General features: G+C 62.8%; 15 protein-coding genes. 8 read left to right on the forward strand and 7 right to left on the reverse strand.

The annotated features are described in order from the left end of the window. Positions 1-8: 8 nt before the first annotated feature. Entirely contained in the window at positions 9-407 is a 399-nt protein-coding gene (rpsH, locus tag CH275_RS22465) for a 30S ribosomal protein S8 (RefSeq protein WP_008718266.1), read from the reverse strand. A gap of 508 nt (positions 408-915) precedes the next feature. Here rpsH and CH275_RS22470 point away from each other — a divergent pair. From CH275_RS22470 to CH275_RS22485, 4 genes are read left to right on the forward strand one after another with little or no spacing between them, the layout of a single operon-like run. After that, positions 916-1221 (forward strand): WXG100 family type VII secretion target, encoded by a 306-nt coding sequence (locus CH275_RS22470; RefSeq protein WP_094680455.1) that lies wholly within the window; start codon positions 916-918, stop codon positions 1219-1221. Beyond that, complete coding sequence (locus CH275_RS22475; protein WP_094680456.1) at positions 1218-1508, forward strand: WXG100 family type VII secretion target; 291 nt, start codon at positions 1218-1220, stop codon at positions 1506-1508. Before CH275_RS22470 ends, CH275_RS22475 begins: the two co-directional genes overlap by 4 nt. Continuing rightward, complete coding sequence (locus tag CH275_RS22480; protein ID WP_218828816.1) at positions 1508-2707, forward strand: colicin E3/pyocin S6 family cytotoxin; 1200 nt, start codon at positions 1508-1510, stop codon at positions 2705-2707. The genes CH275_RS22475 and CH275_RS22480 overlap by 1 nt, the downstream gene beginning before the upstream one ends. Beyond that, complete coding sequence (locus CH275_RS22485) at positions 2708-2953, forward strand: DUF7683 domain-containing protein (protein WP_094680457.1); 246 nt, start codon at positions 2708-2710, stop codon at positions 2951-2953. A 46-nt stretch (positions 2954-2999) separates the two neighbouring features. Here the strand turns inward: CH275_RS22485 and CH275_RS22490 are convergent, their stop codons facing one another. From CH275_RS22490 to rplN, 6 genes are all read right to left on the reverse strand, one after another. Further along, complete coding sequence (locus CH275_RS22490) at positions 3000-3788, reverse strand: hypothetical protein (protein WP_094680458.1); 789 nt, start codon at positions 3786-3788, stop codon at positions 3000-3002. 53 nt (positions 3789-3841) lie between these two features. Then, entirely contained in the window at positions 3842-4843 is a 1002-nt protein-coding gene (locus CH275_RS29270) for a DUF6414 family protein (protein WP_143546859.1), read from the reverse strand. A gap of 253 nt (positions 4844-5096) precedes the next feature. Continuing rightward, positions 5097-5282: a type Z 30S ribosomal protein S14 gene (locus CH275_RS22495; protein WP_008718273.1), complete on the reverse strand. Its 186-nt coding sequence runs from the start codon at positions 5280-5282 to the stop codon at positions 5097-5099. A 4-nt stretch (positions 5283-5286) separates the two neighbouring features. Further along, positions 5287-5859: a 50S ribosomal protein L5 gene (gene rplE / locus CH275_RS22500; RefSeq protein ID WP_008718275.1), complete on the reverse strand. Its 573-nt coding sequence runs from the start codon at positions 5857-5859 to the stop codon at positions 5287-5289. Between the two features lies 1 nt (position 5860). Further along, positions 5861-6178 (reverse strand): 50S ribosomal protein L24, encoded by a 318-nt coding sequence (rplX, locus tag CH275_RS22505; protein ID WP_008718278.1) that lies wholly within the window; start codon positions 6176-6178, stop codon positions 5861-5863. Then, complete coding sequence (gene rplN, locus CH275_RS22510; RefSeq protein WP_008718280.1) at positions 6179-6547, reverse strand: 50S ribosomal protein L14; 369 nt, start codon at positions 6545-6547, stop codon at positions 6179-6181. A gap of 239 nt (positions 6548-6786) precedes the next feature. Between rplN and CH275_RS22520 the strand changes: the two genes are divergently transcribed. From CH275_RS22520 to CH275_RS22535, 4 genes are read left to right on the forward strand one after another with little or no spacing between them, the layout of a single operon-like run. Then, entirely contained in the window at positions 6787-7824 is a 1038-nt protein-coding gene (locus tag CH275_RS22520; protein WP_094680460.1) for an endonuclease domain-containing protein, read from the forward strand. Then, entirely contained in the window at positions 7821-8477 is a 657-nt protein-coding gene (locus CH275_RS22525; protein ID WP_094680461.1) for a hypothetical protein, read from the forward strand. The genes CH275_RS22520 and CH275_RS22525 overlap by 4 nt, the downstream gene beginning before the upstream one ends. Before the next feature lie 17 nt (positions 8478-8494). Further along, the gene (locus CH275_RS22530; protein ID WP_094680579.1) at positions 8495-11617 is read left to right on the forward strand and encodes an ATP-binding protein; all 3123 of its coding nucleotides are present in this window, start codon (positions 8495-8497) and stop codon (positions 11615-11617) included. A gap of 33 nt (positions 11618-11650) precedes the next feature. Beyond that, positions 11651-12976 (forward strand): AIM24 family protein, encoded by a 1326-nt coding sequence (locus CH275_RS22535; protein ID WP_094680462.1) that lies wholly within the window; start codon positions 11651-11653, stop codon positions 12974-12976. The last annotated feature ends 60 nt before the right edge of the window (positions 12977-13036 follow it).

Raw genomic sequence — 13036 nt, forward strand, 5'->3', positions numbered from 1 at the left:
GGCCTCCCCTACCAGACGTAGGCGAGGACTTCTCCGCCCACACCCTGCTTGGCAGCCTGACGCTCCGTGAGCAGACCGGTGGACGTGGAGATGATCGCCACGCCCAGGCCGCCGAGAACCTTGGGCAGATTGGTGGATTTTGCGTACACCCGGAGACCGGGCTTGGAGACGCGTCGCACGCCGGCGAGGCTGCGCTCACGGCTCGGGCCGTACTTCAGATCGACGATGAGGGTCTTGCCCACCTCGGCGTCTTCCGTGCGGTAATCGGAGATGTAGCCCTCACGCTTGAGGATCTCGGCGATGTTCGCCTTGAGCTTCGAGTGGGGAAGCTTCACCTCGTCGTGGTACGCCGAGTTGGCGTTGCGCAGACGGGTCAAGAAGTCTGCAATTGGATCGGTCATCGTCATGGTGTGACCTGTGCACCTTTCTCGCAGCGGTTCCCATGCAGCACGCGCGAGCTGGTGCCCCTGGATTCTCGAAAACCCGGCGGGCCTGGCTCGTCACATCGTGGGCCTACAGCGAAGTGAACATGTCCTGACCGACTGTTGCCGGTCAGGGGTTGCGCTCCAAGCAATGCATCGCTGCACTGCCAGGTGTTTCGAGCTTCCGCATTCGATGCCGACGTACGAAGAACTCGAGGTTGCGTTCTGTATTGCAAGGACTCGCGTGCAGGCACGACGAAGCCCGGGCAACCGCTCTAGTGTAGGGAACCGGGTGCCATTCTCAAAATCGATCGTGGTAATGCTCGAGCGGCACAACGTGGGTAGGGCTCGCGCGGCACGGCCGTGTTCGTCAGTTCGGTGAAGTAGTCTTCCCACATCATTTCATCGCTCCGGGGGGTTCGATGCGCACAACCGATTCTTTTGCCAGGACGGTTAACGTCCGACCATTGCCGGGTTCGCCCCGCACGGCGCTGTGAAAGCCGATCCCGATCGGATTCGCCGCGCCTCTGCTCGGATGTCCGGCCTCGCCGACGTGTTGTGGGATGACATCGATCTCGTCCGTCTGGCCGTGGAGGAATTGATGGAGACCTCCTGGACAGGCGCTGCGGCCAATTCCCATGCAGTTCTGTGGGCGGAGTGGGTCGATTCGGCTCGGAAGATATGCGGCGCGCTCACCGAGGACGCCTGGCTGCTCGATGGCATTGCGACCGAATATGCCGCAACGGACATCGTGATCGATGAACACGTGGTGGATTCCGGCCTTCGGCTGGACCGTTGACGGCGCGCTACGTCGCCGACGTCGAGCAGATTCTCGCTCTTGTCGGTCGCGCACACATAGTTGGAGCCACGATCGAATCGGCTATCGCCGATGTGGAGCGCGAGGTGAACGATCTCGGCATCGAATGGGAGGGCGAAACGGCTGAGGCGCACCGCTCGAAGCACGAGCTACTTCGGCAGGAATTGAAAGATATGCGAACCGCGCTCGCCAAACTCGGCACACTGGCGCAAGGTGCCCATGATCGCTACCGCGCAGCCGTGGACCACAACAAGCGAATGTGGCCCTGATGGCCCCGATCAGCGTCGACCCGGACATCCTTGCCGATGCGGCCTCGCAATACGACAGCGCCAGAACCATATCGAGCGGCGCGATAGCGAAGCTCGCTGCGGAACTCGACCGCAACTGGGGCTGCGCAGGCACCGACAACGCCGGGAAGTCCTGGGCCGACAGTTACGATTCCGCAGCATTCGACGCAGTTTCCACCGCAACCGACATCACGAATGCGTTCGGCAAACTTCATGATCTGCTGGCGGCAACCGGCGTCAACCACACCAACGCGGAGAACGCGAACACCGTTCCGCCGCACCCACCGCTACCCGCTCCCCCACAACTTCCTCATACGAATACACCGCGCTTCAACGGTTCCTACGGCGGCGACACCGACGCTCCGATGGGGTGGGGCCTGATCACGCGATGGCTACAGGGCCACATGTGGCCCAACGGCGATCCGGACAAGTTGCGGGGTCTCGGAAGCGCGTGGCGCACCGCCGCCGAGGAGCTGCGTCGAGCGAGCGACGCCACGAACTCCGCATGGATCGACATCGAGCAACTTGCCTCCGACGAATTGCCGCAGATCCTCGCCCAGATGGACGGGGTCTACATCGCAGCGCACAACGTCGCCGACCAATTCGACACTCTCGCGAGCGAATGCGGCGAATGGGCCACCACCATTCAGGAGGCTCACCAGAGCGTCATCGATATCGTGGGGACGGCCATCGTAGCCGGCACGATTGCCGGTGCGGTTGCCGGCTTCTTCACACTCGGTGTGGGAACGGTCGCCGTCACGGGCGCAACGGGCAGCGTCATTGCCGGAAGTGTCATCGCCGTCCTCACCGGAGTGGAAGCGGCGTCGGCAATTGCCGTCGGTGTCACAGTGGCAACCGGGGCGGCGGCCATTGAAATCGCCGTGGATGTGCAACCGCTCCTCGAAGCAAGTCCGACGACATTCAACGCAAACACTGGTGGAGGAAATTGGCACTACAACCCCCCACCTCGAAATCTTGCTGGCTTTCCGAAAGCGATACGCGAAAAGACCATGAATGGGCGAAAGCGGTGGGTAGATGACAAAGGAAATATCTACGAGTGGGACTACCAGCACGGAGCCGTCGAGAAGTACAGCAAGAGCGGTAAACACTTGGGGGAATACGATCCCAACACCGGAGTCCAGACCAAACCTGCAGAACCCAGCCGAAAGCCAGGAAAGTAAATGTGGCGCCTAGAGAAGTTCGACAAGACTACCCACCTCCTTGTGGGCGATTACCTCCTCCACAACATGTCAGCTGACATAGTCGAGAAAATTCTCGGCGCAACAGACGCCGAGCACGAACTTCCCATTGGGATTCGTCAGCACGATGTTCCACTGTCCAAGGCATCAGAGTTTGCAGCTTTCATGGACGAAATCTTCATTCTCGACGAGAACTGCGAATACGAAGTTGGCTATTCCTCAGACTGACGATCGCCGAACAACATGTCATGCACCGACTTACAGTCGGACACACTCAACTACCACCGGACGCCGCGCCCCGGTCCGGTCCGCCGACGAGAATCCGCTGAGGATCCTGGGTCAATTCGCCGATCTCGACGTCTCGCTCCATCGCAACATGCACCTCGGTTTCGTTGCCCAACTCGTCGAACCCCAGTCTCCGTGTTCGCACCTCAACGGTGAACCTCCAACGCGCGGGCGATTCGACGATCTGTCGGACGAACGCATCGCACTCGATGCACCCCTCGGTTGCTTGTACATCGGCGTGCTTATCGCAGCATTCCCACTCGGTTTCGTAAAAATGCCCGGCGTCCCACAGATGAGCTCGCGGAGGCCACTCGAGTTCGAGCCAGTGACCGGGATCGATTCCGTCGCGTTCGATCAATCGCTCCAGGGCGGCTGCTTCGTCCGCTGCCGTCCATGTGACCGCGGGAGGGATTGCGACGTCCTCGATCGGGTCGAACCCAGAATAGTCGGCCGGAACACCCAGTTGCTCGGTGTGCGTATGGGACTCGTCTGCACGTGACTGCCAGTATCTATCAGTCCTCGGATCATCGACGTGCGCTGGAACCGGAGTCAGGGCCTTCGCCGCCTCGTACAGTGCGTGGTGGCGGACGTCGTGGACTGCCCGCGATGGAAGCGTTTGAGCGGCATACTGTTCGAGAACATCGCACAGCGATCGAGCATGAGCATCGAGTGCCCACTCGACAGCCTTCCCACCATCGACTTGGCCGCCGTTCGATGCCGCACATGCGTCCCACCGCTTACCTGCCATGTCCCTGGCCTGCCGCGCCAGCACGCGCATCCGCGAGCGGAAACCGTCCTCGGTCTCGAGTTCCGGATCGGCCGAACGCCGCCCTAGCCCGAAGTTGCGCTACGTCCAATCGAGCGGTATACCGCAAGAGGGACAACCGTAAATCCCGGCGCGACCGGACTATCGACCAAACCACCTTTGCCCGCCACTGCGAGCAACCACTCAACAACCTCGATTATTGTGCTGCGGCTGAAGTTGTCTGAGCTTTCAGGCGCGTCGGCACTTGGCTCGCCACGACCGAGTTGGCCAATGACACCGACAATCGTCCACTCTTGCTCTGCGATTCCATACCTTGAAAAGAGGACCTCGGGGGACGAGTCTAGAAAACGGCGGCCACTCTCTAATCGAGCGGTCACCGAAGGGCCCGACTTGCCTCTTGGCCACATGTGTAGGTGTACACCATCGTCGTAGATGCCGCGAACAAACTGTATTATCCCCGCAAGTTGCTCACGCGGAATATCCAGCACAGGCAGCGTCTTCTCGTTTGGCAGTAGGTCTTCGGGATTTAGATCGGAACCGGGTCGCGGCAGAGGCTTTACACCTGCTGCGGGACCGCCAGACCCGCCTTTACGGTTGCCGCTGGGCCTCTTCCGGAGCGCCTCTGAAGGATCGGTATTGAGCGAGTCCAGGTAGGAAGCAATTCCACTGGAAGCGGTCGCAATACCAACCAATGCGTGCGAAAGTTGGGCCGGATGAAATAGCGAACCGAGCGCGGTAACGCGAACAATCGCTCCCGGGACCAAGTCGAATTCCAAAGATTTCCATTCGGACAACGAGGAAAGTGGCTCAGATAGATCTGTCAGCAACTGGAGCGCTTCAAGATCCTCCTCAAGAATTTTGAACAGCGAGTCAGCCATACTCCGCTCTAGCGTGTCTTCTTTAGTTCGATTTCCGCCCGCTCCGCCGAGGTGACGGTTTCGGATTTCCGCGTGTCGCTCTTTCGCCTCAGTGCTTACAACCTTCTCTGGCACACCCTCATCGATCTGGCTTACAAGTCCTCGCACCTTATCGACGTCCACGTAAACGTATTCACGAAGAAATACCACGAGCTTCTCCCTCCACTCTGAGCCAGAGACTGTGCCAACCTCCAGTACAACAAGCCTAGACTTTCAATTGGATCCCATCATGCCAATCTGTCATCCCGGCAGCATTCGCATGCTGTCACAATGCAATAGGCGGGGTCCGACCAGTTACGTTCATCGGACTCGACCTGAATCAAGTTCGAACGCGAAATGGACGTGGGTTCCTTTCGGAACCCACGCCCATCAGCGTGATGTGGTGAAGCCCGAAGGCCTCAGATCACCAGGAGCTCTTGCGAACTCCGGGAAGCTCTCCGGCGTGTGCCATTTCGCGCACGCAGATACGGCAGAGGCCGAACTTGCGGAACACGGAATGGGGACGGCCGCAGCGGTTGCAGCGAGTGTATGCACGCACCGCGAACTTCGGCTTCTTGTTGGCCTTGTTGACCAATGCCTTCTTCGCCATGGACTCAGTTCTCCTTGAACGGGAAGCCGAGGTGCTTGAGCAGCGCGCGGCCTTCTTCGTTGTTGGTTGCGGTGGTTACTACGGTGATGTCCATGCCGCGCGGACGATCGATCTTGTCCACGTCGATCTCGTGGAACATCGACTGCTCGTTGAGGCCGAACGTGTAGTTTCCGTTGCCGTCGAACTGCGTGCCCGAGAGGCCGCGGAAGTCCCTGATTCGGGGAAGGGCAATGGAGACCAGACGGTCGAGGAACTCCCACATGCGGTCGCCACGGAGGGTGACGCGAGCGCCGATGGGCATTCCTTCGCGCAGCTTGAACTGTGCGATGGACTTGCGAGCCTTACGGATCTCCGGCTTCTGGCCGGTGATGGCAGCGAGGTCGGCAACTGCACCGTTGATCAGCTTGGCGTCACGGGCGGCGTCGCCGACACCCATGTTGACGACGACCTTGACGATGCCGGGGATCTGCATAACGTTCTCGTATGCAAATTCGGTGTTCAGGGCGTCTTTGATCTCAGCGCGGTAGCGCGCCTTGAGGCGGGGCTGTTCGCCCGCGATGTTTTCGGTGGTAGTCATCTCAGATGTCCTTCCCGTTCTTGCGGGAAACACGAACGCGCTTGCCGGATTCCTCATCGGTCCGGTAGCCCACGCGAGTGGGGTTTCCGTCCGAGTCGACCACTGCGACGTTCGATACGTGGATCGGGGCTTCCTGAGTGACGATGCCACCCGAAGATGCGCCGCGCTGGTTGGCGGAGACCGCGGTGTGCTTCTTGATTCGGTTCACACCCTCGACCAGAACCTTGGAGTCAGCGGGGTAGGCCTGAATGACCTTGCCCTTGGCACCCTTGTCCTTGCCTGCGATCACGAGAACGGTGTCGCCCTTGTGCACCTTCATTTACAGCACCTCCGGGGCGAGCGAGACGATCTTCATGAACTTCTTCTCACGCAGCTCGCGGCCGACCGGGCCGAAGATACGGGTTCCACGGGGATCGTTGTCCGGCTTGATCAGCACAGCAGCGTTCTCGTCGAAGCGGATGTACGAGCCATCCGGACGACGGCGCTCCTTGACGGTGCGGACGATGACGGCCTTGACGACCTCACCCTTCTTGATGTTTCCACCGGGGATGGCGTCTTTCACCGTAGCTACGATGATGTCGCCGATTCCGGCGTAGCGACGTGACGAGCCACCGAGAACGCGGATGCAAAGGATTTCCTTCGCGCCCGTGTTATCAGCGACGCGTACTCGCGACTCCTGCTGAATCACTCACTTCTCCTTGACCTGGATGTACGTACGTGCCGGATTTCCGTCCCGACACGCGCGGTCGGCTGCCGGGTACGGGCGCACGAAGGCACACCGCTGCCACAGGCAACCGATCAAGTGTAGGGGAACGGGTCCCCTGGATCCAAATCGCGATCGACCGCTCACCGAGCCGTAGCCAGCGGACTCGGGATTCTCGGTACGGTTTCGGAGATGGAACATCTTCGGATCGGCGAGGCGGGGCGATGACGTCGAACGGGGTTGCCGCGGGCTGGTGGTCCGGCCTGCCCAGGGATCGAGTCGTTCGAGTACACGGTGCCACCGACCGCGAGCTCGCCGATTCGGTGAACCCACTGCCCACAGCTGCGCCCGCGATCGTCTTCTTCGCACTGGAGCCTACGTCCGCGAAACGGACTGTCGACCTCGTGGATGCCGTGGTCGACGAACTGGAGAACGCGGCGGCGGACTCGGCTGAGCTCTGGCTTCCGGAATTCGACCACCAGGCAGGTACGTCCACGTTGGATCGGCGCGCGGCGCGCACGACAGCTGTACGGCTGGCCGCCGACACCGTGCACTTCGGCCCGTACGTCGGCGCTCTCGCCGACGCCGCCGTCGCCGGGAGGTCACCGCGTCGAGCAGCGTTCACCGTCGAAACCCGGGCAGCGGGTTCGGCGCGCATACTCGCCGTCGCTCAACGGCGCACCGAAGCCGCGCTGGTGTTGGTCGTACCCACGGGCGTCGATGCCGGTGTCACCGCCACTGCGGCGGAATGGCTGTGCACGCACTCCGAGATGGCGGTGTGGGTCATCGGAGACGGAGCGTCGGGCATGGATCGGTTCCCGTCGGTGTCGGTTCGTGCACCCGCAGTGCCCACCGGCGTCAGCACGGTCCTAGATCGCTTTCGCCCACTGAGCTATCCCCCGATCGCCGGCCATCCGCACCCGGCCAGTGATCCGGAGAAGCGCTTGTACCGAGCGCTGGACGTGCACGAGTGGGCCACCGGACGGGAGCACAATCGTTCCATTCGGCTCGGCGAGCTCAGCCGACCGTTCACAGTCGACGTACTGTGGCGCACCGAGAAGATTGTCGTGGAAATCGATGGCAGCGAGCACCGCGCACCCGAGCGTTTCGCCGAGGACCGCGTGCGCGACAACCAACTGCAGACACACGGCTACATGGTGTTGCGGTTCACCAACGCTCAGGTGATCGCTGACCCGCAACATGCTGTAGCTACCATCCGCGAGGCAGTATCGAGAAGACGATCGAAGGGGGATCCTCGATGAGTACCGAAGACCTGAACGGGACCGAAGCAGCAGTGCTACTGGTCCTGATGGCCGAAGCGAGTCCGGTCAAGAATTCCGAGCTCAAAACGATGGGTCCCGAATTGGCGAAGCCTTCTCGCGACAAGCTGAAGAACGCAGGTCTGATCGAAGTGAACTCCTCGGTGCGACCGATGACGCTCGAACTGACCGACAAGGGATGGCGCACCTGCGGCGAACTCATCGGCGGTGAACCCCCGGCTCGATCGACCGGAGCAGGCAAGGCGATGTTCACCGTATTGTCCGGGTTGCGGCGATGGCTCGATCGCACCGACAGCCGTCCGGCGGATGTGTTCTCGCCCCGCGAGGACGAGCCCGCACCCGCCGACCCTGCACCCGCAGAAAACACCGAGGCCACCGACATCGAAGCCTCGATTCGCGGGGCCTACGCGCGGCTCGCCCGAGAACCCGGCAGCACTGTCCGACTCTCGCGTCTTCGGAACGAGTTACGAGACATACCCCGAGCCGATCTCGACGATGCTCTCGCACGGCTGCGGCGAGCCTCGGACGTTTCGCTGATTCCCGAGGAAAATCAGAAGACGCTCACGGACGAGGAACGTGCTGCAGCCGTCGTCGTCGGCAATCAGCAGAACCACCTTCTCTCGATCGAATCATGATGGGCGTTGAGTCGACGATGACGGACAACGAGCAGATCCGAGCTCTCGAATCGGTGCGGCTGAGTTGGGCACCGACACCCGACGACGTGTGGCGTTCCCAGTCGAACGTGCACGTACCGGGAATGCACGAGCGGGTGTTCCTCGAAGTGATGAACGCCTACGACGACGCCGACGCGTCCGACGACGCCAGTCCGCTCGGTGTCGTGGTGCGCGGTCCTGCCGGCTCGGGCAAGACGCACCTGCTCGGCCAGGTCCGCGAGGAAGTGCAGCTCAAGGGCGGGTATTTCTTCCTGATCAGACTCCTCGACGCCGCCGGCTTCTGGCGGTCGACGCTGATGGGGATGCTCGACGACCTGATGCGCCCGTCCGGGCGAGGATCCGACAGTCAGCTCGGTTTGCTGCTTCGACGCCTCTGCGAGATCGGCGACATCTCCGACGAGCAGCGCGCAAAGATCATGGGCGAGCACATGATCGATGCCGAGACCCTCGATGCCTTCGTCACTGCGGTCTACAAGGTTCACCCCCGCCATCGCCGTACGTCGCAGCACACATTGCGCGCGCTGGTGCTGTCCATTGCCCCGGACTCGGCCGTGCAGGACCTCGGTGACGCATACCTGCAGTCGATCGACGACGTGGATCCCGAGGAGTTCTCGGCGTGGGGCATCCGCCGGGCAGAGCTGGGCCACCAGGGCATCGCCGAGAACATCTCCCGCCTGCTTGCGATCACCGGCCCGACCATCCTGGCCATCGACCAGATCGACACTCTGGTCGCGCAGTCGCGCACCGGATCCGATCAGGAGTTCGCGGACGCACAGGAAGACAAGGTCGTCGAGCAGCTCGCGCACGGACTGATGTCGCTGCGCGAGACGCTCCCCCGCACCGCCTCGGTGCTGTCGGCTCTGTCGAGTGCATGGGAACTGATCGCCGCCCGCGGAGTGGCTCCCATGCGGGACCGTTTCCGAGTCACTCAGTCGCTCAAGCCGATTCCATCCTCGGACGTCGGTCGTCTGCTGCTCGGACGACGCCTGGCAGCGTGCTTCCTCGACGCCGGCTTCACTCCCCCGCACCCGACGTGGCCGGTGGCCCCCGACGCGTTCGAGCAAGCCCCCGACTTCACACCGCGCCAGCTGCTCATCGCCGTCGATCGCCACATCCGGCACTGCCTCGACACCGGCGTCGCGTCGGAGCTGACGAGCTTCACCGACCGGTCCGGCCCGACAGATGCGCCGGACCTTCCCAAAGCACGGGTCGACGAACTCGACATCCTCGACGATCGCTACCGGCAACTTCGCGACCAGGTGGACGTCTCCGTTCCGCTGCGACCCGACAGCGAGGACTCGATCGTTCCCGCCCTGCTGTCAGCGGGTCTCACGGCGTGGATTCACGAGCACCAGTCGTCCGACGACAGCCTGGCCCAGGACCCACCCCCGAGCGGAAAACCTGCCCTGCACGCCCGGCTGCGCCACACCGTCGACACCGACACGGACGACGAGGAGCATTGGTGCTTCCGTGCGGTGACGTCCGGCAACGCACGGGCCGCCTTGGCCCGAGTGGAGCGCGCGGTGACCACAGCGGGCCTGCGCGTCGACATGCCCAAACGGCGGCTGATTCTGGTCAGGAACGACCCGTGGCCCAACGGAGCGAAGACCGAGCAGACTATTGCAGCCCTGCGTCGCGCCGGAGGCGTGGTGGTGCCCTTGAGCGACGAGGACCGTCGGGCATTGGCAGCACTGTCGATCCTGCTGAGCGAGAACTCCCCCGCGCTCACCTCCTGGCTGCTCGCGCGCAAGCCGGCACACGATGTCGAACTGTTCGGGGCGGTCCTGCCTGCCGTGAGTGTCGTCGACGACGATACGGCGCTCATCGAACCCGAGACCCCGATCACCGCGGAAGCACCTCCCGCATCGCGTCGGCCGTCCATCGTGGTGGGTGCCGAATTGAGCACCGGTGCCGATGTCGCTGTTCCCCTCGAAGCGCTGCGCAAGCACACTGCGATCTTTGCCGGCTCCGGCTCGGGCAAGACGGTGCTGATCCGACGCTTGGTGGAAGAGTGTGCGCTGCAGGGTGTTTCGGCGATCGTACTCGACGTCAACAACGACCTTGCTCGGCTCGGCACTGCATGGCCGGAGGACGAGCGAACCTGGCCGCCGGGTGACGAAGCCAAGGCGACTGCGTACTTGCGAGACACCGATGTCGTGGTCTGGACGCCGCGTAAATCTGCGGGTCGCCCGCTCAGCTTCCAACCACTTCCCGACTTCGTGAGCGTCCTCGGCGACGCTGACGAGTTCGATGCCTCCGTAGAGTCCGCACTGGCTTCACTCGAACCGGCTGCGGGCGTTCTCGGCACCTCGCAGAAGGCCAAGCACGGTCGGGCCGTGCTGAAGTCGGCACTCGATCTGTTCGGTCGACGGCCGCACGGTGGCAATCTCACCGACTTCATCGACCTGCTCGAGGAATTCCCCGAGGATGCCAGCGAGATGCGCGACGCAGTGCGCATTGCTGCCGGCTTGGCCGAGAATCTCAAAGCCGCCGCCGCGAACGATCCGATGTTCGCCGGGGCAGGCACACCTGTCGATCCTGCTGTTCTGTTGACGCCGGCCGTGGGCAAGAAGGCCAGGGTGTCGGTGATCAACCTGGCCGGTCTGACCACCGACGAGCAGAAGCAGAGCTTCGTCAATCAGCTGCAGATGGGATTGTTCGCCTGGATCAAGAAGAATCCGGCAGGCGACCGGCCGCTGGGTGGACTGTTCGTCATGGACGAGGCGCAGAACTTTGCGCCCTCGGACAGGACGACCGCCGCGACGCACAGCACCCTCGCTCTGGCGTCGCAGGCACGCAAGTACGGGCTCGGCCTGGTGTTCGCGACCCAGGCTCCGAAGGGCCTGCACAACCGCATTGCAGGCAACGCTTCGACTCAGTTCTACGGTCTGTTGAACAGCCCGTCGCAGGTCGATGCGGCGAAGGAGATGGCGCGAGTCAAGGGCGGATCGGTTCCCGACGTCGGGCGCTTGCCTGCCGGTCAGTTCTACGCAGCCGTGGAAGGCTCCGAGTTCCGGCGCACGGCCACTCCTCTGTGCCTGTCGTACCACCCGAAGAGTCCGCCGACCGAGGAAGAAGTCATCGAACTCGCGCGTTCCTGACGGCGAGCGACCGACACTGGCACACTGGATTCGATGAAAAACCTCGCTCGCGGGGAGAACTGCCCCGCTCCGACCGGACCACTGACGGTGACATTGGATACATCGACCTCGGTCGATGTATCCGCGCTGCTGTTGGGGCCGGACGGACGTGTGCGTTCGGACGCGGATCTGGTGTTCTACAACCAGCCCGCGGGCGCAGGCGTGGACTACCGCCGCGCGCCGTCCGGCCATCTGGTCCGGGTGGATCCGTCTGCGATTCCACCCGACATAGAGACCGTTGCGATCGCAGCCTCGCTGGACGGAAGTGGTCCCGCAACATTTGCCGCCGCGGGCCCTACTTCGGTGACGGTCTCCGATGCGTCGGGCACGGCCCAGGTCGGGTTTGCGGCCGAAGCTCTCGGGAACGAGAGCGCGCTGGTGTGCCTGGAGTTCTACCGGCGCGGTGAGCAGTGGAAGATCCGCGCTGTCGGCCAGGGATACGCGGACGGGTTGGCCGGTCTGGCCACCGCTTTCGGTATCAGTATCGACTACGACGAGCAGCCGCCGCCCGAGGTACCGACGGCAACCGCCTCACAAGAAATCGAACCGCCCGTTGATTCATCTGTCCACCGAGGAGTTCTGGCCATGAGAAGCGAACTGTTCGCGCCTGCCCACGCCGAGGTTCCCGGGTCGGGCATTCAGAAGCAGGGCAGCAAGATGTGCCGCGTCGGCATGAACGGCGAGCTGATGGCCCGCGCGGGCTCGATGGTGGCGTACCAGGGGAACCTGCAGTTCGAGGCCAAGGGCTCAGGGGGTATCGGCCGGGCGTTGAAGCAGGCACTGTCCGGCGAGGGTGTGCCACTGATGAAGGTCACGGGCCAGGGCGATCTGTTTCTCGCCAATGCCGCACAGGACGTCCACCTGATCGACCTGGACGGCACGGATGGGCTGACCATCAACGGTGCCAACGTCCTTGCCTTCGAGTCCTCGCTGAGTTACGACATCAAGCGAGTCCAGGGTGCGGCGGCAGGTGGAAACGCGGGCTTCTTCAATTGCGTGTTCACCGGGCGTGGGCGGATCGCCATCACGACCGACGGCGTACCGGTGGTGCTGAACGTCGATCAGCCGACGTTCGCCGACCCACAAGCTGCGGTGGCCTGGTCGTCTTCTCTGCAGACGAGAGTCAAGAAGAACGATTCGTTCGGCCTCGGCACACTCATCGGACGCAGCACCGGCGAACGATTCACCCTGGAATTCGCCGGTCAGGGCTTCGTCGTGGTCCAGCCGTCGGAGCAACCGCCGGGCGGACTGATCGGCGGCAGCGGAAGCGGGGAGCAGGCCGGAGTCGGCGGAGCACTCGGCGGCCTGCTCGGCAGGTAAGGACAGGCACCGACGAACCGGGTACGAAAAAACCCACCCCCGGAACCGAGGGTGGGTTTT

Source organism: Rhodococcus sp. 06-235-1A, from assembly GCF_002258785.1.
Lineage (GTDB): Bacteria > Actinomycetota > Actinomycetes > Mycobacteriales > Mycobacteriaceae > Rhodococcoides.

Coding starts and splice junctions, on each gene's coding strand:
- rpsH (WP_008718266.1), bottom strand. CDS start 407: ATGACGATGACCGATCCAATTGCAGACTTCTTGACCCGTCTGCGCAAC.
- CH275_RS22480 (WP_218828816.1), top strand. CDS start 1,508: ATGGCCCCGATCAGCGTCGACCCGGACATCCTTGCCGATGCGGCCTCG.
- CH275_RS22485 (WP_094680457.1), top strand. CDS start 2,708: ATGTGGCGCCTAGAGAAGTTCGACAAGACTACCCACCTCCTTGTGGGC.
- CH275_RS22490 (WP_094680458.1), bottom strand. CDS start 3,788: ATGCGCGTGCTGGCGCGGCAGGCCAGGGACATGGCAGGTAAGCGGTGG.
- CH275_RS22495 (WP_008718273.1), bottom strand. CDS start 5,282: ATGGCGAAGAAGGCATTGGTCAACAAGGCCAACAAGAAGCCGAAGTTC.
- rplE (WP_008718275.1), bottom strand. CDS start 5,859: ATGACTACCACCGAAAACATCGCGGGCGAACAGCCCCGCCTCAAGGCG.
- rplX (WP_008718278.1), bottom strand. CDS start 6,178: ATGAAGGTGCACAAGGGCGACACCGTTCTCGTGATCGCAGGCAAGGAC.
- CH275_RS22520 (WP_094680460.1), top strand. CDS start 6,787: ATGACGTCGAACGGGGTTGCCGCGGGCTGGTGGTCCGGCCTGCCCAGG.
- CH275_RS22525 (WP_094680461.1), top strand. CDS start 7,821: ATGAGTACCGAAGACCTGAACGGGACCGAAGCAGCAGTGCTACTGGTC.
- CH275_RS22530 (WP_094680579.1), top strand. CDS start 8,495: ATGACGGACAACGAGCAGATCCGAGCTCTCGAATCGGTGCGGCTGAGT.
- CH275_RS22535 (WP_094680462.1), top strand. CDS start 11,651: ATGAAAAACCTCGCTCGCGGGGAGAACTGCCCCGCTCCGACCGGACCA.